Origin of the sequence: Cytobacillus firmus (genome assembly GCF_023657595.1) — a bacterium.
GTDB classification, from domain to species: domain Bacteria; phylum Bacillota; class Bacilli; order Bacillales; family Cytobacillaceae; genus Cytobacillus; species Cytobacillus firmus_B.
The window spans coordinates 596,178-617,556 of sequence record NZ_CP098323.1; the positions used below are offsets into that span (position 1 = coordinate 596,178).

Genomic DNA, 21,379 nt, shown 5'->3' on the forward strand with positions numbered 1-21,379 from the left:
AAGGAGAGCAATGGATGTGCACTGTGCTCTCCTTCTTTTAATTTGATATTAAAGACATTGGTGCACGATCTGAATTCCTGGCGGCCCTCTTGTTCTGGCAGTTTTAGTATGTCAGCTGTATAGGAATGATATAAATAGTGTCTCAGAACTTGTGTGTTTAGTCAGGTTCTTTTGAGGTCAAAGTAGGATAGGAGCTGATATTCATGATTGATCAATTAATGAAAATGCTGGAAGAACGAGAAGAAGAGATGATTGGAATACGCCGTTATTTACATCAGAATCCTGAGCTTTCATTTAAAGAGGAAAAAACGGCAGCCTATATCGCTGATTTTTACAGAGGGAAAGATGTTGATCTGATAACAAATGCAGGGAATGGATATGGCATTGTTGTCACTATTGAGGGTGGAAAGCCGGGAAAAACCGTGGCACTTCGGGCTGATTTTGATGCGCTTCCTATTAAAGAAGAGCTGGATGTTCCGTTTAAATCAAAAATGGAAGGGATCATGCATGCTTGCGGCCATGATGCACATACAGCATACCTTATGGTTTTGGCTGATTGTTTGATCCAATTAAAAGATAAGATCCATGGCACCGTCAAAATAATCCATCAGCATGCGGAAGAAGAGCCTCCAGGCGGAGCCAAAAGCATCGTTGAAGAAGGATTTCTGGATGATGTCCATGCCATTTTTGGCATACATGTTTTGCCAATCGCCCCCGCTGGAACTGTTGGCTATCACAGCGGATATTCCTTTAATGGCCGCGCCTATTTTAAACTAAGAGTGCAGGCAAGCGGTGGACACGGTTCTTCTCCGCATAAGGCCAACGATGCTATTGTTGCAGGAGCCTATTTTGTAACAGCTATCCAAACAGTTGTGAGCCGCAGAGTGGATCCGTTTCATGCCGGTGTAGTGACAATCGGTTCATTTGACGGTAAAGGGAGTTTTAATGTGATCAAGGATCATATCGAAATTGAGGGGGATGTGCGCTATTCCAATGATGAAACAAAAGATGTGATGAATAGAGAAATTCACCGCATTGTAAACGGACTTGAGGAGTTATTTGGTGTAAGCTGTGAGCTGACATATGAACCCGACTACCCGCCGCTGTATAATGATCCTGAATTGACGAGGTTTGTTGCAGGTACGCTGGCATCAGCCGGGGATAAAGACATTATGGAGGTAAAAGAGTTTCCTAAAATGGCACCATCGGACGATTTTGCGCATTATTTGGAGAAGGTCCCTGGCTGTTATTTTTATATTGGGTGCACGCCAAAGGGGACAGAAGAACCTTATTTCAATCATCACCCTAAATTTGATATAGATGAAGGTTCGTTGCTAGTTGCCGCAAAATCAGTGGGATATGTTGTTTGCAATTATTTCAAGTTTAACGAAACGAAAAGCTCACGCTGAAGTGAGCTTTTTATGTTTAAAGGAAGTCTGCTTCTTATTGTTTTTGAATCGATTTAATAGGCAATCTCCAGCTGTAATGATGCGAAATTCCCCGCAGCATTAAAGTAATAGTAAAAAGAATATAGAAATGATAAGACTTGGATAACCAATCAAGGCCTATGATAAACCCGGCAAAGATGGCCCATAAAAGATATACTTCATCACGTAAAACAATGGGCTTTCGCTGAGCCAGCACATCGCGGATCATTCCTCCGCCGGCACCGGTTATAGCAGCTGAGAACATAACAGCAAATAAGGGTAAATCAATTGATTGTGCATACATAGCTCCCTGAACAGCAAACGCTGATAAGCCAATTGAATCAAAGATGCTCCATTTCGTCAAAAGCTGAACTGTGCTGACTGGCAATAGGATAACGATGCTGATGGTAATAAGGGCAACGATAAAAAGAGTGGTTTGCTGCCATAATTCTATGATCGGAATGCCGGTAAGAAGATTTCTGATAGCCCCGCCGCCAAATGCAGTAATCAATCCCAAAACATAGGCGCCCATAATGTCGTATTTTACTTCCAGCGCAACGACTGCCCCGCTCATTGCAAACGCAATGGTTCCAATCACGTTCAATACATCCCAAACCATACAATCCCCCCTAATCAAGTATCTATGCCTTTGAACCTGAGAGGTTTACCTATTTCATAAGGCCTGCCCCATCTGTGACGTGAGATACGTACTCTCCTGCAGCAGTCATTCCCAAGTAAATGTTTTTATACTATACAGAGTATAGAGCGGAGGCCAGGACAGTCAATTAAAATGTCTAGGTGAAAGTTAGAAAAAAGGGGACAGAACATAAACTCCTGGCGCTATAACTTGCAAGACTGGTATCACTATTGTATTAAAGCGGAAATGTAGGAGGGTCAGTCGCAGCTTTTGGGGGCTTGGCAAAGAAGTTAATGCAAAAATCCCCCACAATTGTAGAAGGTCTCGCATGTAAGTTATTGATCCTTCTTTTGTTTCTTTGCCAAAATTGTGCGCAGTTCGTTAATTTCCTCATCGGACAGGGAGTCTTCCTGGATGAATTGGACTAGCATGGATTTGACCGTTCCGCCATAGATTCGCTTGATAAAGGATTGAGCTTCTGCCCGCTGGCATTCATCCTGTGAATAGAGCGGGAAAAAGGTATAGATTCTCTGGTTTTTATTTACGCCGACTACACTTTTATGGACAAGCCTATCCAGAAGAGTACGGATTGTTTTGGGCTTCCAGTCTGTGCGCTCTTGTAAGGATAGAATGACTTCATTAGCGGTTTTGGGTGAGTCCTGCCATAGAACAGTCATGACTTCCCACTCGGATTCTGAAATGCTGGGAATCCTATCAGTCATATTACCACCCTCCTTATTTAATAAGATGAACGATTTAATAAATGCCTTTTTGCTTCAATATGGATAATGTAATTTCAGCTGCTTTACTTCCATTAGAGTTATTTTCATTCTGTATATTCGTTGCAAAAAAGTATGTGTCCTGCCCTGACTCAACATATCCGATGAACCATCCATTGATGTTTTTTCCATTTACAGTGCCTGTACCAGTTTTTCCTGAAAGAATGGCTCCTTCATTTCTTTCTAGTTTAATGGAATCTTTCACTGTTTGGATATTCTTTTCTTTAAATCCAAATTGATTTACATAAAAATTTTTAAGCAGCTGAACTTGTTCCACTGGAGAAATTTTAAGGGAAGATTCCAGCCAATATTCCTCGATACCACCGGATAAATCACGATTCCCGTACCTGATCCGGTCTAAAAACGTTTGTATCCTACCGGGCTGCACCTGCTTGTCTAATGACTGAAAATACCATGTAACGGAATTTCTTATTGCAGATGTTAAATCCTGATCCCCATTCCAGGAATCAATAGGATACTTTAGTCCGTTCCATTTGGCCGATGAGTTTTCATCCGTTATGGTACCCGACTCTAAACCAAGCAGAGCACTATAAATTTTATAAGTGGAATTTGGCGAAACCCTTAATGTGCTTTGATTTTTATTATGAATAAGATATTGGTCTGCATCTTTATCATACAACACAAAGCTTCCATCAAATCCTGCAAAATAATTGCCTAAATCCTCATAAATAATGTTTTCATCCTTAAAGTTATAGCTGCTATTTTCACGAGCCATAACGGAGATAAATGGAGCTTGGCCTGCAATAAATATCCCCGCAAACAGGAGTATAGCCGCACTTTTCCATCTCAGCCGTTTTGATTCCGGCTTAAAATAGGCAATCTTTTCGATTCTTGTTTTGATCTGTTTCTTTGACCCGTTTAAATGGTTTGCCAAATCAACTGTCACTGCCCTTGAGGCTTTATGGGCAAAATGAATAATGCTGTTTCCATAATCCATATAAGCCTGCTCATCCAAAGAATTTAAAACCGCAGCATCACAGGCAATTTCGCGATCCAGTCTCATTCTCCTGAAAGCAAGCCAAACTAGAGGATTAAACCAATATAAAATTTGAAGAATCATCATTAAATAATTGACTGCAAAATCTTTATTTTTATAGTGGGTCAGTTCATGTAAAAAGATATATTCTATATCCTTTTCAGAAATCCACTGGTCAAAATGGCGGGGAAGCACTACATATGTCTTGAATAATCCAAACGTCATTGGGGTTTTAACGAGAGATGACTCTCCGACAATAATACATCCAGTAATCTTCAGTTTGTGTTTGCAGTGTTCGAATAAGGTTAAAAGCCTGTTATTTCTCAAGCTGTTTGTGTGTTTCTTTACTTTACTGATCTTGAGCATTGCAATCAGCGTAAATACAGTTAAAATAGCCACTCCGGAAATCCAAATATAGAATAAAGCATTATTTAGAAATGTTAAATCATAGCGTGCTACCGAAACGGTTATGTCTTCCATCCAATTCTTTTGCCTTAAAGGAATCTCTGCAGATGGCGCACTTTGGGAATGAAGGCTGCTATTGCTATTCCAAAAGGGTAATGAATCCGCAAATGGCATGAATTGTAATGGAATAAGAGGCAAAGGCAGAGCAAGCAATAATAGAAACCAAAGATTATAGTGAGTTTGTGCTGTTAAATGTTTCTTGAAAAATTTTTTTAACAGAAGAATGACTCCGATTGTAAAGGAAGACACCAGCAGACATTCCAAAAAAACAGGTAAAGACTGTGAGCTTGTTATCATTCTCAAACCTTCCTCGCAATATTTGACATCTAGTTTAAATTCCAGAGACAAAATGAATACCAACCATTCTAGCATCCTATTTTTACTTTATCAAATCAGGGAGATCTTGTGAAACACCATAATATCAGGGGTTTGACTAACGGTTGACAAAACGGGACTACAAACGTAATATTGTATTACACTTGTAGTCTAATGGAGGTGTTTAAAATATAGTTGGAATATAAGTTCAAATTCTTTATGGAAAGAGGTAATAAAGTTGAGGAAACAAAATCATTCTATTTTTAGTGTAAAAATGTTAGAGAAAGTCGGGCTATTCAGTGTGGTTCTTCTTCTTGCCCTGACTGGCTGTGCAAATGGCAATTCTCAATCAGATGCCAGTGCGGCTGAAAAAAAGAAAGAAACTTCTGTAAATACAAATCAAAAATTCAAACAGCTGGAGACGGAGTTTGACGTACGGCTTGGCGTTTATGCATATGACACAGGAACAAAAAAGACAATTGCTTACAGGTCTAATGAAAGGTTTGCTTACGCATCTACATTCAAGCCGCTGGCTGCTGCAATATTGCTGGAGAGAAAATCACTGGAGGAAATGGATGAAATCATTACATACACAAATGATGACCTGGTTACATATTCTCCGGTTACAGAAAAGCATGTAAAGACAGGCATGACTTTAAGGGAACTTTGTGAAGCGGCAATCCGGTTCAGCGACAATACCGCAGGCAACATAATGTTAGAGGAATTAGGAGGACCTAAAGGATTCGAAGCAGCTTTAAAGGAAATGGGGGATACTGTCACAAAGCCTGAGCGATTCGAGACAGATTTGAATGAGGCGGAGCCAGGTGACATCCGGGATACGAGTACACCTAAAGCACTTGCGGCAAGCCTTCAAAAAGTTTTACTTGGCGATTTTCTGTCTGTAGAAAAGCGGGACGTTTTAGCCGATTGGATGCGGGGGAACGTTACTGGGGATCCATTAATCCGTGCTGGTGTGCCAAGCGGCTGGGAGGTGGCTGATAAGAGTGGTGCAGCAGGCTATGGCACTCGTAATGACATTGCAATTGTCTGGCCTCCAAACAGGGAGCCGATTATCATGACGATCCTTTCCAGGAGGGATTCAAAGGATGCCGAATACGACAATTCCCTGATTGCAAAAACAGCGGAGATGACAATAAAGGCTTTGGATTAAAGCATATACCAGCGGGGATTTCTCCCCCTCTGAAACATGTGAAAGGGGAATTTTATTCATTTTCATATAACCGTTTTGTAAAAAATCGTAAGGAAAATGGCCGATTTTTGTTAACAAGATCTTTATTTACTCATAAGAATAAACACACACCCCTTCAACATTCCTTTTCTAGAATATGATTGAATACATATTCAAGATAGGAGAGGGAGAGCATGAACAAAAAAGTATTAATTGGAACAGGGGTGGCTTTGTCACTGCTGTTCAGCCCAATCAGCCAGGCGTTCGCAGCAGAACCGGCAACAGGAGAAAGGAAACAAGTGGATAATATAGCGCACCGCGGTGCAACAGGGTATGCACCGGAGAATACGATAGCCGGCTTTGATTTGGCTGTAGACATGAAAGCTGATTATATTGAAATTGATGTTCAAAGAAGCAAAGATGGCGAATTAGTGGTAATCCACGATACAACTGTGGATCGTACAACAGATGGAACCGGAAAAGTAGGGGATTTAACGTTTGACTATTTAAGAAGTCTCGATGCCGGCAGCTGGAAAGGGGAACAATTTGCGGGAGAACCAATTCCGATATTTGAAGAGATTCTGGAGCGTTACCATGGTAAGGTTGGAATATTAATAGAATTGAAAGCTCCAGAGCTTTACCCTGGCATTGAAGAACAAGTGGCAGATGCATTAAAAGCACGAAATCTTGATAAACCGCAAAATGAAAAAATCATTATCCAGTCTTTTAACTTTGAGTCCATGAAAAAGATGGACCAGCTTCTGCCTAAAGTTCCGATTGGTGTACTGACATCTAATCGTGCTGATACTACAGCGGAAGCTTTACAGGAATTTTCAGCTTATGCTGATTGGTTTAATCCAAGCTATGGAATTGTCACCGAAGAATTAGTGAATCAGGTTCACTCTCATGGCATGCAAATTGGATCTTGGACAGTGCGCAGCCAGGAAGCTGCTGACTTCCTGTTCGAGATGGAAGTTGACGCTATCATCACCGATTATCCGGATTATGTTGATCCTAGAAGCTAGTCTTTAGCTCGTTAACATATGCAGGAAACTCGTCCATTAGGACGGGTTTTTTTACGTTTTCAATAGATTTTTAAAATAATAATATTATTTTACTAAATTAATTCTGGAGGCATGCTAATACAGAGGTCAGAATGATAGCGGTTTCCTAAATATTTTAATAATTTAAATTGACTGAAAAGTATAATTGTATTATTATTCTAACAATATATACTTTTCGAAACACGAATGAATAGGTATTCAACTTAGAGGGGGAAGGGTTTATGTCACAGCTGTTAGCGTTAGTTATTCTTTTGCTTATTTTATTCATTGGGGATCTGGTTGCAGTCCGGACTAAGGCGTGGGTGCCGTCCATTTTCGTCTGTGCCGTACTGTTCCTTGCAGGTTATTGGACATTCTTTCCGCAGGATATCGTAGCATTGGCCGGGGTTCCGCCTGTTGTGGCAACGATGATGATGTACCTATTGATTACCAATATGGGAACATTGCTTTCGATTAAGGAATTGAAAAATCAGTGGAAGACGATTGTGATTGCTTTATCAGGGATTTTAGGAATTATTGCGATATTACTAGGAATCGGAACATTTATCTTTGGATTTAAAACGGTGGTTGTCGCTATTCCGCCATTGGTTGGAGGTGTGGTATCTGCTCTGATCATGTCGGAGGGAGCGAAGGAAGCGGGACTGGCTTCACTATCGGTTTTTGCCATCGTGATTTATGTGATGCAGGGATTTGCGGGATATCCGCTTACATCCATCGTCCTGAAAAAAGAAGGAAAGCGGCTTTTGAAGCAGTACCGCAGCGGTCAGCTTGCTTATAAGGCCCAGGGGCCTGCAGCTGAAGAGACGGCTGCAGCATCAATGACAGTTTCAAAACCTGAACTTAAGCTTTTTAAGAATATGCCTGAGAAATATAATACAGATTTCTTCAAGTTTTTAAGATTGGCAGTAGTATCCTACCTTGCTTATCTGACATCGACATTGCTGGCTCCAGTTGCCAGTGTCAGTCCATTTGTCCTTTGCCTGTTGTTCGGGGTGATTGCCACAAGCATTGGCTTTCTTGAAAAGCAGGTGCTGCAAAAAGCAAATGGCTTCGGTTTTGCGATCATGGCTCTAATGCTCTTTATTTTTGACGGCTTAAAGCAGGCTACACCAGGGATGATGCTTGAAATTATCTATCCGCTTGCCGGAACCATTATTTTGGGTGTAATCGGAATGTATGTCTTCTCATTTATCGCAGGGAAACTTTTAAAAGTGAGCAAGGAAATGGCTTTTGCTGTTTCACTGACGGCATTATATGGGTTTCCGGCTGACTACATTATTACAAATGAAGTCATTAAAGCATTAACCGAGGATGAAAAAGAAAGGGAAATGCTGACCAGCAATATGCTGCCGCCTATGCTTGTCGGCGGATTCATCACAGTGACCATTGTGTCGGTCGTGCTGGCCGGAATATTTGTCGGACTTTTATAAGAAAGGGATGGAATTGAAATGAGTGATGTTCAGACAGGGAAAAATGTGAATCTGGAAAAAGTACAGGAGAGAATAGAAAGTCATATTGACACATTAAGCAATTATACGGCAACTCCTGGAAGAGGGACAACCAGGCTGACATATAGTCAGGAGGACCTGCTTGCACGGCAGTATATTAAAGAAAAAATGAAGGCAGCCGGCTTGACTGTGCGTGAAGATGGATTGGGCAATATCTTTGGAAAATTTGATGGCTCCTTAAAAGATGCACCGAGTGTTCTGGTCGGCTCTCACTTTGATTCTGTGCCGAATGGGGGATCCTATGACGGGCCTGCCGGAGTTGTAGCAGGACTTGAAGTGGCCGCACTTTTTACTGAGTATGGATTAACGCCGAAGTATCCTCTGGAGGTTATTGCTCTTATCGAAGAAGAAGGCTCCAGGTTTGGCGGCGGCTTAATGGGTTCGCGCGGAATGACCGGTTTGCTGGCTGAGGAAGACTTCAAAGCATTGAAAGACAAAGATGGCATAACGACGGTTGAAGCCATGGAGAAAATCGGGCTGGATCCATCTCTCCCGAAAGTTCGTGACCCTCAAACAGTAAAGGCTTACCTGGAATTGCATATCGAACAGGGTCCAGTTTTAGAAGAAAAGAATATACCAATCGGAGTAGTCGAAACGATTGTCGGTTTAACACAATTGGAAGTAACCGTAAAAGGGAAGGCCGGGCACGCAGGGACCACTCCGATGGACAGAAGGTCGGATTCGCTGGTTGCCGCTGCCGGAATGATCGCCCAATTTCCCGGGCTTGCTGCGGCAGAAGGAGAAGGGACGGTTGTAACAACGGGACGATTGCAGGTGTATCCAAATGGAGCCAATGTGATACCCGATCAAACAGTATTTTCTGTAGACATACGCTCCGGCAGGGAGGAACATGTTCAGAATGTCATTCAGAAAGTGAAGGAATTAGCAGAGTCCTATCTTGATAGCGGATTAGAAATAACGGTTGAACAGCTGTTATATATTCAGCCAAAAGAGATGAATAAAGAGATTGTCAGTCTGCTAAAGGAGAAAAGCAGTACACTTGGTTTCCCTTCTTGCTCCATGAATAGCGGCGCCGGACACGATGCCATGGTTTTTGCTGATTACACAAGTACCGGAATGCTGTTCATTCCAAGCAAAAATGGACTGAGCCATTGTCCGGAAGAATGGTCTGATTCCCGGCATATTGCCGAAGCAGTTCAGATTTTGTTTGAGGCAGCAATAGAGCTAACGGAGGCGGAATAAGAGATGATTCATAACAGGCTAAAGGAATTGATTGGGGCATATAGTGATGAATTAACGGAACTGCGCAGAAAATTGCATCGTGAACCGGAATTGTCATGGGAGGAATTTAAAACGACTCAATTTATCTGTGAGTATCTGGATGGCTTAGGCATCTCTTACAGAAGGACAGAACCAACGGGTGTCATTGCTGAAATTGCAGGCGGGAAGCCTGGAAGGACGGTAGCTTTAAGGGGAGATATGGATGCACTGCAGGTGGAGGAATTGAATAAGGACCTTCCTTATGCATCCATGGAGAACGGCAAAATGCACGCATGCGGACACGATGCTCATACTGCGATGATGCTGGTTGCTGCCAAGGCATTAAATGAGATAAAAGAAGAATTGCCGGGGACTGTCCGCCTGCTTTTCCAGCCAGCCGAAGAGGTGGCGGAAGGGGCAAAGATGATGGTGGAACAGGGAGCGATGGAAGGCGTGGACAATGTCTTTGGCATCCATATCTGGTCGCAAATGCCAACACATAAAGTGTCCTGTACGCCCGGGCCATCCTTCGCATCAGCTGATATATTTAAGGTGACATTCAAAGGGAAAGGCGGGCACGGGGCAATGCCGCATGATTGCATTGATGCAGCTGTGGTTGCTTCTTCTTTTGTCATGAATGTGCAGAGTGTGGTGTCCAGAACCATTGATGCCCAGCTGCCGGCCGTACTCTCCATTGGTAAAATGACTGTGGGTACAAGATTCAACATCATCGCTGAAATTGCAGTCATCGAGGGGACAGTCCGCTGCTTCGATCCTGAAACAAGAGATCATATTGAAAAACAGCTGCAGCATTATGCTGAAAATACGGCAGCTATCTACGGTGCTAAAGCAGAGGTGGAATACATTCGGGGTTCGCAGGCAGTAATCAATGATGAATACAGTGCGCAGCTCGTCCAAAAGGTTGCCTCTAAAGCTTTCGGGGAAGATGTTCTATTTACTGAAAAGCCCACAATGGGGGGCGAAGATTTCAGTTTTTATCTCGACAAAGCACCTGGCAGCTTCGCCCTTGTCGGCAGCGGCAACCCAAAGAAAGGCACAGAGTGGGCTCACCACCACGGCAAATTCAATATTGATGAAGATGCCCTAGCGACAGGTGCAGAGCTTTATGTGCAATATGCATGGGCATACTTGAACGAAAAGCAGTAAATCTGATCAATCCGTTCCTCTTATGGGAGGAGCGGATTTTTTTAACTTTTAAAGAAATAAAAAAAGGAAGCAGTCGATTAACTCTGCTCCCTATACACTATTGATTTATTTAATTCCTGTGACTAAGGAGAAAAGGTGGTTGTCGATGGACTCTAATAGTTGTGCAGATAGTTTGGCGGAATGTAGTTGAGGGGCAGTGGACGTAAAAGTACTTTAATGTCAGTGGGCATTTCAAAATCCTGCTGTGCTTGTTTTAAATAACGATACATGGCTTTCCCGCCTACTGAGTTGGCAGAGTGGACAGTTATTCGATCCGCAAATAACTGTTTTTGAACCATGATATGAACAAGCATAAGACCATTTCTCGATTTGCTTACTAAATCATGGTCTAAAGAAAGGTGGTCAATTTCATAGGTCTGAAGCAAAAGGATACATTCATCAATGGTCTCAACTAATACATGACCATCCGGCGCTCTCCGATAATCATCCAGAAATACGCTTATTTTCTCCATTTTTTTAATCCCCTTTCAAAGGGGTGACTAAGAAAAGTCGAGTTGACCCTAAAGTTTTGAAGCTTATTTCATTGTAACATACATATGTAAGCAAAGATACAGATGAGGGATGGGACTATAGTAACTCTGTTTCCTCTTTTTGATAGAGTTTGTACTCTGGAATGCGCTTTGGGGGCAGATCTCTGGCGAGTGAGCCGGGACTTGATGCTGCCTGGGACATAGAATGCGGAAATCTGGGCTGCGGAGGGTTTGAACTTGGAGCATTTTCGGACAGAGAATGCAGAAATTCACGGTTCAGAGTCCGAACCTGGGGCAACTTCGGACACAAAAAGTGAAAATCCGGGGTTCAGAGTCCGAACCTGGGGCAACTTCGGACACAAAAAGTGAAAATCCGGGGTTCAGAGTCCGAACCCGGGGCAACTTCGGACACAAAAAGTGAAAATCCGGGGTTCAGAGTCCAAACCCGGGGCAACTTCGGACATAAAAAGTGAAAATCCGGGGTTCAGAGTCCGAACCGAGTTCACCTTCCTGCAGAATGAGCAAAAATCAAGAGAATGAGTCCGAACCATACTCCTGCGGTCAGAACAGAAAAAACCATCCGGCGCTTATTCTCTAGAATTTCCTGTGGAACTCATAACTTGTATAAAATCTTCAATAAATCCCTGATAGTTAAAATCAAGATAAATATTTATATTTTTTTCAGCAGGCTTGGAGCTGACTCTAAAATCAGCGATGGATGTGCCTCTTCCTTCAGCCGCTGTTAATATTTTTACATCTCTTCTAATGGAGCTTCCCATTTCGGGGTTGACCATGAGGAAGAGTGTTAAGACATCATGTAATGGAGCACCGTTAATCCCGGGAATGAGTTTTTTATAAGCTTCTATATAGTACGCCATTGCCTCATCCATAATCTGAATCAGCTTGTTGTCAGTCAGCTTCTGTATCATATTAATATGTTCCATTGTAACGATGGCCTTGTTAGTAACATTAAGCGGGACAATATAGATATTATCCATATTGGTTACTACTACCTGTGAGGCAACGGGATCACCATAAAAATTTGCCTCTGCTGAAGAAGTTACATTTCCAGGAACCAAAAAAGCACCGCCCATAATATAAAACTCTTTAATGACGTCGGATATATTTTCCCCTAATATAAAAAGTGCAGCTAATGAGGTATTTCTCCCCACGTCTACTACAGTAACGTCCGGGTTCATTCTTATAATGTTGTAGAGCTCCGAAAAATTCGTTAGTTCTCCCTGCACATCCACCGGAGGGCGTATAGGACCCAATCCCTCTTCACCATGAATTTCAGGATAGAACCTTGGGATCTCCCCTAATGAAGGACTATTAGCTCCGCCGATAATAGGGATATCTTTCCTGCCGGCTAGTCGGAGCAGATAAGCGATATTGTCTGTTGCTTGTTCTTTGGTGACATTCCCGTAACTCGATACGATAGCTAACACCTTGATGCCGGGATTGAGAAGGGCATACATGATGGCAACAGAATCATCAATGCCAGGGTCTGCAAACAAAATGATTTTTTTCATTTATCTTCCTCCCATTCAAAATATTCATTTGTATAACATATCAAAGGAGGAAGTGGGTTATGCCTTTAAGGCGGAGAACCTTAACGCTGATATTGACAAGCATTTCAAAAAAATATATGATAAGAATCCTGCCAATTTTACATTGGCCTAAGGGGACTATGAAAAGTTCATTCTTCTTTGAAAAGGATGGGTACAATGAATAAAGAGCAATTGATGGAAAGTGCGCGCAGTATGAAGGAACGAGCTTATGCTCCCTATTCCAAATTCCCGGTAGGAGCTGCATTATTGCTGAAAGACGGCACTGTCATTAATGGCGTGAACGTGGAAAATGTTTCGTTAGGTGCAACAAACTGTGCTGAGAGAACAGCTATTTTCACTGCAATTGCTAACGGTTACAAAAAAGGTGATCTTCAAGCTATAGCTGTAGCTGGTGATACGGCAGACTTTCTTCCGCCGTGCAGCATCTGCAGACAGGTGTTAGCCGAGTTCTGTATGCCTGATATGCCAGTCTACTTAACAAATGAAAAGCAAGAAATATTGGAACTGACATTAAAAGATTTATTGCCGTATGCGTTTACGGATTTAGAGATGTAGCATAAAAGGAGGGCAAGCTTTGAGAGATATTCACTCAAAGCTTGCCCTCTTTATTTTACAAGGCGATAACCACTCTATTTCTTCCCTCATGTTTGGCCTTGTATAACGCCTGGTCTGTTTTGTTCAATAACTCTGAAAAGCTGTACGCTGCAGCGGGATAGCTGCTAATTCCCATGGAAACAGTGACTGGTTTTCCGGAGGGGCTTAAAGTGTATTCAGTGATTTTCCTTATCCGTTCTGCAACAGATTCCGTGATATAGATATCGGTTTCTGGAAGGATGATTAGAAATTCTTCACCGCCTATGCGGAAGCACAGATCACTTGCTCTCGTTTCCCCCTTAACTAATTCGGACAAAAATTTTAATACTTCATCTCCCGCTTGATGGCCAAACTGGTCGTTTACTGCTTTAAAATGGTCAATATCAAATAAAATGATGGAGTACCTATCGAGCTCACTTATCTTTTTTTCTAAAAAACGGCGGTTATAGAAGCCGGTAAGCGGATCCAGGTTCGACTCACTTTCCGCATTCGTCAGTTTGGTCTGATAAAAATCCACAGCTATTAAAATAGCACGCTTTAATTCCTTTAACTCAAAATACCAGTTGGGAATTTGCGGCACAGGACGAGATGGTTCGGTCGTCATCTGCTTTGCGTATAGAGCTAAATTTCTGATCGGATTGACAATTTTTTTCAGCATGCTCAGGGAGAGGGCGAATACAAACAGCATAAAAAGAATGGCAATCAAACTCACTTGCCTGGCCATTTCAAAGGTCGGCTCCATCACAGATTCTTTAGGAGTCTGGGATACAATGCCCCATTTGCTTGTTGAGGCAGCAGAGGCATACCCGGCAAGCATGGCTATGCCTTTCGTATTCGTGACTTCCAGATTTCCGTTTCTTCCTTCTAAAACGTACTGTACCACTTTGTTTTCCTTCACATTATCGTTAATTCTATTTTTATCCGGATGATAAATAATATTACCTTCAGAATCAACCACATATACATAAGAGTTATTTTCATGCTTTGGATGCTGCCCCAGAACTTGGATGAGGCTATTATCTTCATGCAAATAGATTGTTCCGGCAAGAAATCCCTCATACGATCCGCTTTCATCAAAAACGGGGACAGAAATAAGCAAAATTAATTTTCCGGTCACACCTACATAAGGCTTTGATATTATAGGAACTTTCTTTTCCAGAGATTTTTTTGCACCGACACTAGTTAACTTTGTTCCCTTTAAAGCCATATCAGGAGCAGATGCCACGACGCGGCCTGTTTTGTCCGCAAAAAATGTAGAATTGAAATAGGTAGTCGACTGCAGAATGAAATCTAACTCTTTGTGGATTTTTCGGGAATCGTTCGTCATAAGATCTTCATTTCGTGCTTCCATCGTCAGATTTTTAATCATATTGACAAAAAGAGAATCTGTAACAGCTGCGAGTTTTTGAGCATAATATTGGTTTTCTATTAAATAATTTTTCTCCAGGTTGTTCCTGCTGACCACTACACTTGAAATGACACTTCCTGCATAGGTGCCAAGCATAGCAAAAGCCAGTAAGCCTAAAATAAGCCACTGGATGCGTAATCTTATAGGTTTTTTCATTTCTCTTCACCGATAATAAAGTGCTATTTATAGTTCAAATAACCTACTAAAATATACCATGAGGTTTGTATGACTCACAACAAGAAATAAAAAATTTACGAGTGCTAGAAGGGAATTCCAATCGTGAAAAGAAATGAAAGTAAATGTATGGAAGTTTAAAAGTAATATAAAATGAAAAATTAGTGTAAAAGGATTCTGTCTGATTCTTAATCTACTGTGAGGAGGTGCAGTTCATGTTCAAAAAGGATAACAAAGGGAATAAAAAAGGGATTTGGGCGATCGGGGGTTTACTATTTGGCGCAGGTGCAGGTGCCATATTGGGGATTATAGCATACAATCAGCAATGTTTGGGATGACTGGAGAGTAACGTAATTCCCGCATCTGGATAGTGCGGGAACCTTATAATATTAGGAAGGAATATCGAATCAATGAGGAATTCCATGTCAAAGTATATTCGTATTTTCTTCTTAGGTGTGTTGGTAAGTGTCTTACTCTTTTTTATCTTTGGTTCAGTATTTATGGACGGAGGGAATCCGGCAGAAGAAGCAGTATACACATTCGGAACAATCATTGTCTTATTTATGTTATTTATTATCTCGCAGATGTGTTATTTAATTGATTTAATTAATAAGAAACGGTAACTCATTAATTGTCCGCTACTTAAGCGCGACCGGCACCCCAAATTCATCGAAAGGATGCTTAAAGTCAAATGCAAAAGAATCTGGTCCATGCTGGATATAAGAATCATATCTTTTGAAAGCTTCCATCCAGGAAACATTTGATAGCATATCCGACCACCATATAACATAATTAGGCTGTCTCTCAGGAAGAGGATCAAACCACTTATTCCTGTCCTGCAATGCTTGCCTATGAAGACCTGAATAGGTAAACAGATATATAGATTGCAGGTCTTTCCATACTGTTAAGGTAAGAACAGGAGTACCATTCCCTTTGATCATTTCTTCAGGGAGCTTCACTCTATTTGGGTTGAATTCTTTGATGAGCTGTCCAGTTTTAGCAGCCTCTCTCATTATATGATTTCCTGCTATAAAGAACTCCCTGGAGGCAGGGTGCTCTTCTGTATGCTTTAGCTGTCCAACTGTCAAAATTGCCGCAAATGCCAAGTTAATTCCCCCATCATTCCTTTTTATCTACCTATATTCTGAAAAGAATGGACTAATTCCTGGATGGAGAGGATAATTTAAATGGATGTTGCCATTTTAGATTCTAATAGGGGTGCTTATTTAACTTCCCTTAAGCCCTGCCCTTCAAGAATATCCCGGATACCTTCTTCACAAACGCCATATGAGCGCCACGAACAAGTTTCACAAACAGTCTGTATGTCTGAGGGAAGAGCATACTTCTGGATGTTTGACTCTATGTCCTGCCAGTAAAGAATTTGTCCGATATTCAGCCCTAATTTCTCTAAAATAACAGCATCCCTTTCATAAATATCATCGTGTTCACAATGGTATTCACCTGAGTTGGGATACTTTTCACACAGGTGATCCGGCCCTTTAACAAGCTGTATCCATGTCCTGGGGTTGTCTCTCAAGGTTTGATGCATACGGGTCATATTTTCCACATATTCCTGAGAGTAGCCCATTCCCCGATAGCCCAGAAGGCAAAATAGATGATGGCCACGCAGCTTATACATAATATCCCCCCATTGTTTAGATTAGATATATTGGTAAACTAAAATGATAAATAGGTTAACATAATTATTTATATTATCATATATTTTGCCTTATGAACCTTGATTGAAAAGTGGAGAAATGGGAATATGTAGTAGGATGGAATTTTAACTTTATAAATGAGCACATTGATTGTTGACGTATTTGACTTTGGTTTTTATAATCTTATCAAGTGATAGGGTTCGCTTACTTGAAAGGGATTTTGTTTATGTCACTAAATGCAAACGATACACATAAAAAAATTGTGAAAGCAGCACATAAGCTTTTTATGGATTTAGGGTATCGGGCGGTTTCCACGAGAAGAATTGCTGAAGCCTGCGGCATTACGCAGCCTACCCTTTATCATCACTTTTCCAATAAAAAGGCCATTTATATGGAAGTGCTGAGGACTGAACTGGTTGATATGCAAAACGCATTAGGCAGAATTATTAAGCGTTTTGAGGATGATATTGAAGAATGCTTATTCCAGGTCACTTATTATATTTTAATCAATAAGCCTCCTTCAATGGGCCAGATGTTTCATGATATTCAAAAAGAATTAGATCAGGAGCATCAGGGAACCGTTCGGAAATGGTGGATGGAGTCTTATCAGGATCCTATTGCCTCGATCTTTGAAAAAGGCATTAAAGATCAAAAGCTGAGGGATCCCGGGGAAATAGGATCTGACCCGGTTTCATCGGCGTACCTGCTTTTAAGTCTGATTTCATCAAGGAATACTGATTACAAATTGAAAGAAAGCCTGGCGAAAGAACAAGCCAGATTTTATATCAAAGTGATTCTTTATGGTTTATCGCAGTCTAACGGGCAGTAAGACCCCCCCTTCAAGACTCAGATGAATCAAAGAAGGATAAGCGGGGGTCAAACTGCCCGTAAAGGCCCGATTGGTTCAACTAACAATCAGCGGGGAAAAGCCCCCCCACTGATTGAAGTTTCACTTTATCGCAGTCTAACGGGCAGTAAGCCCCCACTTTGAGACTCAGCGGAATCAGAGGAGGATAAGTGGGGTCAAACTGCCCGTAAAGCCGAAATACGAACAAAGACTAAGAACGCCACGTCCTCCCAAAAGCTGCCGCTTTCGGTCGTGCGATGTATCGCTGCCGTAGCTTTCCTTGTCCTGTGGCAACGTCTTTGTGACCCATTTCCTGTGGGCCTCAACTAACAATCAGCGGGGGAAAAATCCCCCACTGATTGAAGTTTCACTTTATCGCAGTCTAACGGGCGGTAAGACCCCACTTCAAGACTTAGTTGAATCAAAGGAGGATAAGTGGGGGTCAAACTGCCCGTAAGGCCCGATAGGTTCAACTAACAATCAGCGAGGGATAAAGCCCCCCCTACTGATTGAAGTTTCACTTTATCGGCGTCAAAGGAATAACGATTAGTAACTTTAACAAAGTGGCATGTTAAAGTTTTTTTTTGGAAACAGTCTATCAATTGATAGGTTTGTATAGTTTTTGTATAATATTTTTATAAATTAATTATAAAGGAGATTAAATGATGAATTTTTTAACAAAGTTCAGTTTAAAGAATGCCGCTGCGGTCTTTATCATTTCATTTTTATTAATCACTGGCGGTATTTACTCTTTTTCAAAATTAAAAGTGGATCAATTTCCTGATATTGAGTTCCCGCAGATATCCATTGAAGCGGTATACCCTGGTGCATCTCCATCTGATGTGGATAAACAGGTAGTTTCGAAGCTTGAAGATCAGCTGGATTCCATTGAGGGTGTAAAAAAGATGACCAGTTCTGCTTATGACAGCATTGGGATCATTAACCTGGAATTTCCGTTTGATACAGATCTTGATAAAGTGGAACAGCAGGTGAATTCGGTTATTGATGAAGCCGGATTGCCTGAAGAGGCGGATGTTAAGTTAAACAGGCTTTCTTTTGGTTCTTTTCCAATTTATAATATTTCCTTCTTCAGCAAGGACGGGGAAAGCATAGAAGCTGTCATGAAGGATGAAGTGATTCCTGAATTAAATAAAATAGAAGGAATCAACAGCGTATCTGTTGCAGGCTTAACCGATAATCTTGTGCAAATTACGGTCGATAAAGAGAAAGCAGCAGAAGCAGGATTATCACTCAGCAGCATTAAAGAGCAGATCAATCAAAAATATCTTTCTTTCCCGGCAGGTGAGCTGACGGAAAGTGAAGAGCAAATCCCGATCCGTGTAGAAGAAAACCTTGATTCTATTGCAAATCTGGAAAATCTTCAGCTTCAGCCTGCTTTTGGCGGCGCTCCAGCTGAAGGTGCCGGTGGCGGAGGAGAGCAGGGCAACCAGAAATCTGCAGGTATTTCCCTAAAGGATATTGCAGACATTGAGCCAATAACAGATAAAAGTGAATTAGCCCGTTATAATCTGAAAGATTCTTTATCCATGGCGATCACGAAAAAACAGGAAGCCAACACCGTTGAAGTGGCAGACAAGGTGACGAGTGTGCTTGAAAAATACGATGATCAGCTCGACTACGAAATTGGCATCGACTCTGCCAAGGATATTGAAAAGTCTGTCAGCACATTAGTCAAAGAAGGGCTGTTAGGGGCACTATTTGCGTCCATTGCCGTTCTGGTTTTCCTTCGCAATGCCAGAGCGACCATTATCGCAGTCGTTTCCATTCCTTTGTCCATTCTGATTGCAGCGATTTTTCTAAACCAAATGGACATCTCATTGAACATCATGACACTGGGCGGAATGGCTGTAGCTGTAGGGCGTGTGGTGGATGACAGTATTGTCGTCATCGAAAATATCTTCAGGCGGGTCCGTAAATCCAATGAGGGAATGTCCGATAAAATTATTCTGGAATCCACCAAAGAAATATTAAAGGCGATCACCTCATCAACATTAACGACCGTTGTGGTATTCCTTCCAATCGGCTTTGTTGGCGGGATAACAGGGAAATTCTTTCTGCCTTTTGCTTTAACGATTGTGTTTTCCCTTTTAGCATCGCTGCTGGTTTCCATCACGATAGTGCCGATCCTGGCAAAATTTTCGTTCAAGAAAGTGCCGGCTGAAGAAAAAGAGGGAGCTCTTCAGAGGTTTTATGGCCGTTTAATTGAAAAATCTCTCAATCACAAGTTAGTTATCTTATTTATTTCGCTCGTATTGCTTGTTGGTTCATTAGCGGTTGTGCCTTCTTTAGGATTTACGTTTATTCCTAATGAACAGTCCAAAACGCTGACAGCATCGATTGAATTGCCATCATCCGCTTCACTGGAAAAAACAAATGCCATCTCACTGAAGGTGGAAGAGATGCTGGATGAGCAGAAAGAAGCGGCAGATGTCACAGCCGCTATAGGAGCCCGGGATTTTGCCACAGGACTGCGGCTTGAAAACAAAGCAAGCTATTTTGTTAACTTAGAAGATAATGTAAATGTGGAGAAAACGATTAAATCAATTGAAAGTAAAATAGAAGATATCTCAGAAGAGGAAAACGCTGATTTGAAGATTAGTGTCCAGGAGCTGGAAACAGGCGGGCCTCCTTCGAATAATAACGTGGATATCGACTTATTTTCCAATGATTTAGAGGCGCTGCAGAAGGCTTCCAAGCAAGTGGAAGAGTATATGCAGGAAAATAATGACCTGAAATATATTACCAACAATTTCAGTGAAAAGCAAAAACAATTTTTAGTGGAAATAGATTCTGAGAAAGCTAGTGAATATGGTTTGTCAGGATTTCAGATTCTTGGAACTGTCAGCGATCAGACGAAGCCCGTGAATGTTGGGACGCTGCTGCTCGATGATAAGGAGCAGGAGGTTCAGCTGTCCTTTGATAAAGAACTCGGGTCAAAAGATGAATTAGAAGAGGTTACTCTATTTTCTCAAAGAGGACCAGTCCCTCTTTCAGAGGTGGCTGAGGTAAAGGAAATCGATACCTTCACATCGATTCAGAAACTGGACAGCAAGGTTTATGCCCGTGTTTCAGGCCAGGTAAAAGGAAATGATGTGCAGGCAGTATCATCAGAGGTAAAGGCGGGAGTGGAAAAGCTTGATCTGCCGGATGGAGTATCCTTAACGAGCGGCGGAGGCAACGATGAAACAGTGGAGATTTTCCAATCACTGGGGATTTCCATTCTTGTGGCAATCGGGCTTGTGTATTTAACCATGCTGATTACCTTTGGTAAAGCCCGTATTCCATTTATTATCCTTTCATCACTTATCTTTGTTCCTATTGGTTCGCTTGTATCACTTTACATGATTAATGAGCCTCTTTCTGTAAGTGTGATGATTGGCTTCCTGATGCTGATTGGAATCGTCACAACGAATGCGATTGTGCTTGTCGACCGGATCGGGCAGAACAGAACGAAAGGTTTGCCTATTAGAGAGTCGTTAGTTGAAGCAGGGAAAACAAGGTTACGACCAATTTTAATGACGGCATTTGCGACAATTGCGGCATTAATCCCGCTGGCTTTGACCACCTCATCAGGAACACTTATTTCAAAGGGCCTTGCGGTAACGGTCATTGGCGGTTTAACATCATCCACACTGCTGACGTTAATAATTGTTCCTGTTGTGTATGAATTATTTTTCCTGAAAACGTCTAAGATAGAGAGAAGAGCTGAGGGGAAATAGGATGGAGGGAACACTCCATCAGGAATTTATTTCTGCGTGTATTGAATTACTCATCACAAGTTGGTATATTATCATATATATGTAATCA

The 21,379-nt window shown here is 41.7% G+C and carries 19 protein-coding genes and 1 other annotated feature (1 of these 20 running past the window's edge); of the genes, 11 read left to right on the forward strand and 8 right to left on the reverse strand.

The window, feature by feature from the left end; genetic code table 11:
- Positions 1-203 precede the first annotated feature (203 nt).
- On the forward strand, positions 204-1,409 hold the full coding sequence (locus NAF01_RS03235; protein WP_197214141.1) for an amidohydrolase: 1,206 nt from the start codon (positions 204-206) through the stop codon (positions 1,407-1,409).
- A gap of 34 nt (positions 1,410-1,443) precedes the next feature.
- Here the strand turns inward: NAF01_RS03235 and NAF01_RS03240 are convergent, their stop codons facing one another.
- The 3 genes from NAF01_RS03240 to NAF01_RS03250 form a co-directional block, all read right to left on the reverse strand.
- Positions 1,444-2,046, reverse strand: coding sequence for a trimeric intracellular cation channel family protein (locus tag NAF01_RS03240; RefSeq protein ID WP_250801728.1), 603 nt, complete (start codon positions 2,044-2,046; stop codon positions 1,444-1,446).
- A gap of 353 nt (positions 2,047-2,399) precedes the next feature.
- A complete protein-coding gene (gene blaI, locus NAF01_RS03245; RefSeq protein WP_226619653.1) occupies positions 2,400-2,786 on the reverse strand; it encodes a penicillinase repressor BlaI in 387 nt (128 codons plus the stop codon).
- A gap of 34 nt (positions 2,787-2,820) precedes the next feature.
- Entirely contained in the window at positions 2,821-4,602 is a 1,782-nt protein-coding gene (locus tag NAF01_RS03250; protein WP_250801729.1) for a BlaR1 family beta-lactam sensor/signal transducer, read from the reverse strand.
- A gap of 292 nt (positions 4,603-4,894) precedes the next feature.
- Here NAF01_RS03250 and bla point away from each other — a divergent pair, with 292 nt between their 5' ends.
- From bla to NAF01_RS03275, 5 genes are all read left to right on the forward strand, one after another.
- Positions 4,895-5,791 carry a class A beta-lactamase gene (gene bla, locus NAF01_RS03255; protein ID WP_226619737.1) on the forward strand — a complete coding sequence of 299 codons (897 nt, stop codon included), beginning with the start codon at positions 4,895-4,897 and terminating at the stop codon, positions 5,789-5,791.
- A gap of 212 nt (positions 5,792-6,003) precedes the next feature.
- Positions 6,004-6,834, forward strand: a complete 831-nt coding sequence (locus tag NAF01_RS03260) for a glycerophosphodiester phosphodiesterase (RefSeq protein WP_197248715.1) — start codon at positions 6,004-6,006, stop codon at positions 6,832-6,834.
- 260 nt (positions 6,835-7,094) lie between these two features.
- On the forward strand, positions 7,095-8,303 hold the full coding sequence (locus NAF01_RS03265; RefSeq protein ID WP_197248717.1) for a hypothetical protein: 1,209 nt from the start codon (positions 7,095-7,097) through the stop codon (positions 8,301-8,303).
- An 18-nt stretch (positions 8,304-8,321) separates the two neighbouring features.
- Positions 8,322-9,584, forward strand: coding sequence for a Zn-dependent hydrolase (locus NAF01_RS03270; protein ID WP_222499924.1), 1,263 nt, complete (start codon positions 8,322-8,324; stop codon positions 9,582-9,584).
- Positions 9,585-9,587: 3 nt separating this feature from the next.
- Positions 9,588-10,769, forward strand: a complete 1,182-nt coding sequence (locus NAF01_RS03275; protein ID WP_250801730.1) for a M20 family metallopeptidase — start codon at positions 9,588-9,590, stop codon at positions 10,767-10,769.
- 152 nt (positions 10,770-10,921) lie between these two features.
- On the opposite strand, the gene NAF01_RS03280 is transcribed toward NAF01_RS03275, so the two are convergent.
- Positions 10,922-11,281: a cyclic-phosphate processing receiver domain-containing protein gene (locus tag NAF01_RS03280; RefSeq protein WP_197248724.1), complete on the reverse strand. Its 360-nt coding sequence runs from the start codon at positions 11,279-11,281 to the stop codon at positions 10,922-10,924.
- A 605-nt stretch (positions 11,282-11,886) separates the two neighbouring features.
- The gene (locus tag NAF01_RS03285; protein ID WP_250801731.1) at positions 11,887-12,831 is read right to left on the reverse strand and encodes a nucleoside hydrolase; all 945 of its coding nucleotides are present in this window, start codon (positions 12,829-12,831) and stop codon (positions 11,887-11,889) included.
- 195 nt (positions 12,832-13,026) lie between these two features.
- Between NAF01_RS03285 and NAF01_RS03290 the strand changes: the two genes are divergently transcribed.
- Positions 13,027-13,425: a cytidine deaminase gene (locus tag NAF01_RS03290; RefSeq protein WP_197214151.1), complete on the forward strand. Its 399-nt coding sequence runs from the start codon at positions 13,027-13,029 to the stop codon at positions 13,423-13,425.
- Positions 13,426-13,480: 55 nt separating this feature from the next.
- On the opposite strand, the gene NAF01_RS03295 is transcribed toward NAF01_RS03290, so the two are convergent.
- Positions 13,481-15,028: a sensor domain-containing diguanylate cyclase gene (locus NAF01_RS03295; protein ID WP_250801732.1), complete on the reverse strand. Its 1,548-nt coding sequence runs from the start codon at positions 15,026-15,028 to the stop codon at positions 13,481-13,483.
- Positions 15,029-15,261: 233 nt separating this feature from the next.
- On the opposite strand from NAF01_RS03295, the gene NAF01_RS24935 reads away from it, so the two are divergent.
- Both NAF01_RS24935 and NAF01_RS03300 read left to right on the forward strand, forming a co-directional pair.
- Positions 15,262-15,384: a hypothetical protein gene (locus tag NAF01_RS24935; protein WP_264193751.1), complete on the forward strand. Its 123-nt coding sequence runs from the start codon at positions 15,262-15,264 to the stop codon at positions 15,382-15,384.
- 84 nt (positions 15,385-15,468) lie between these two features.
- On the forward strand, positions 15,469-15,669 hold the full coding sequence (locus tag NAF01_RS03300) for a hypothetical protein (RefSeq protein WP_226619647.1): 201 nt from the start codon (positions 15,469-15,471) through the stop codon (positions 15,667-15,669).
- Positions 15,670-15,684: 15 nt separating this feature from the next.
- Here NAF01_RS03300 and NAF01_RS03305 read toward each other — a convergent pair whose 3' ends face one another.
- The gene (locus NAF01_RS03305; RefSeq protein WP_250801733.1) at positions 15,685-16,152 is read right to left on the reverse strand and encodes a DUF3291 domain-containing protein; all 468 of its coding nucleotides are present in this window, start codon (positions 16,150-16,152) and stop codon (positions 15,685-15,687) included.
- 116 nt (positions 16,153-16,268) lie between these two features.
- A complete protein-coding gene (locus NAF01_RS03310; protein ID WP_159345749.1) occupies positions 16,269-16,685 on the reverse strand; it encodes a DUF1284 domain-containing protein in 417 nt (138 codons plus the stop codon).
- A gap of 245 nt (positions 16,686-16,930) precedes the next feature.
- Between NAF01_RS03310 and NAF01_RS03315 the strand changes: the two genes are divergently transcribed.
- On the forward strand, positions 16,931-17,533 hold the full coding sequence (locus tag NAF01_RS03315) for a TetR/AcrR family transcriptional regulator (protein WP_250801734.1): 603 nt from the start codon (positions 16,931-16,933) through the stop codon (positions 17,531-17,533).
- Between the two features lie 683 nt (positions 17,534-18,216).
- A complete protein-coding gene (locus NAF01_RS03320) occupies positions 18,217-21,291 on the forward strand; it encodes an efflux RND transporter permease subunit (RefSeq protein ID WP_250802414.1) in 3,075 nt (1,024 codons plus the stop codon).
- Positions 21,292-21,370: 79 nt separating this feature from the next.
- Positions 21,371-21,379, forward strand: a binding site (T-box leader); it runs 207 nt beyond the window's last position.

Coding starts and splice junctions, on each gene's coding strand:
- NAF01_RS03235 (WP_197214141.1), top strand. CDS start 204: ATGATTGATCAATTAATGAAAATGCTGGAAGAACGAGAAGAAGAGATG.
- NAF01_RS03240 (WP_250801728.1), bottom strand. CDS start 2,046: ATGGTTTGGGATGTATTGAACGTGATTGGAACCATTGCGTTTGCAATG.
- blaI (WP_226619653.1), bottom strand. CDS start 2,786: ATGACTGATAGGATTCCCAGCATTTCAGAATCCGAGTGGGAAGTCATG.
- NAF01_RS03250 (WP_250801729.1), bottom strand. CDS start 4,602: ATGATAACAAGCTCACAGTCTTTACCTGTTTTTTTGGAATGTCTGCTG.
- bla (WP_226619737.1), top strand. CDS start 4,895: ATGTTAGAGAAAGTCGGGCTATTCAGTGTGGTTCTTCTTCTTGCCCTG.
- NAF01_RS03260 (WP_197248715.1), top strand. CDS start 6,004: ATGAACAAAAAAGTATTAATTGGAACAGGGGTGGCTTTGTCACTGCTG.
- NAF01_RS03265 (WP_197248717.1), top strand. CDS start 7,095: ATGTCACAGCTGTTAGCGTTAGTTATTCTTTTGCTTATTTTATTCATT.
- NAF01_RS03270 (WP_222499924.1), top strand. CDS start 8,322: ATGAGTGATGTTCAGACAGGGAAAAATGTGAATCTGGAAAAAGTACAG.
- NAF01_RS03275 (WP_250801730.1), top strand. CDS start 9,588: ATGATTCATAACAGGCTAAAGGAATTGATTGGGGCATATAGTGATGAA.
- NAF01_RS03280 (WP_197248724.1), bottom strand. CDS start 11,281: ATGGAGAAAATAAGCGTATTTCTGGATGATTATCGGAGAGCGCCGGAT.
- NAF01_RS03285 (WP_250801731.1), bottom strand. CDS start 12,831: ATGAAAAAAATCATTTTGTTTGCAGACCCTGGCATTGATGATTCTGTT.
- NAF01_RS03290 (WP_197214151.1), top strand. CDS start 13,027: ATGAATAAAGAGCAATTGATGGAAAGTGCGCGCAGTATGAAGGAACGA.
- NAF01_RS03295 (WP_250801732.1), bottom strand. CDS start 15,028: ATGAAAAAACCTATAAGATTACGCATCCAGTGGCTTATTTTAGGCTTA.
- NAF01_RS24935 (WP_264193751.1), top strand. CDS start 15,262: ATGTTCAAAAAGGATAACAAAGGGAATAAAAAAGGGATTTGGGCGATC.
- NAF01_RS03300 (WP_226619647.1), top strand. CDS start 15,469: ATGTCAAAGTATATTCGTATTTTCTTCTTAGGTGTGTTGGTAAGTGTC.
- NAF01_RS03310 (WP_159345749.1), bottom strand. CDS start 16,685: ATGTATAAGCTGCGTGGCCATCATCTATTTTGCCTTCTGGGCTATCGG.
- NAF01_RS03315 (WP_250801734.1), top strand. CDS start 16,931: ATGTCACTAAATGCAAACGATACACATAAAAAAATTGTGAAAGCAGCA.
- NAF01_RS03320 (WP_250802414.1), top strand. CDS start 18,217: ATGAATTTTTTAACAAAGTTCAGTTTAAAGAATGCCGCTGCGGTCTTT.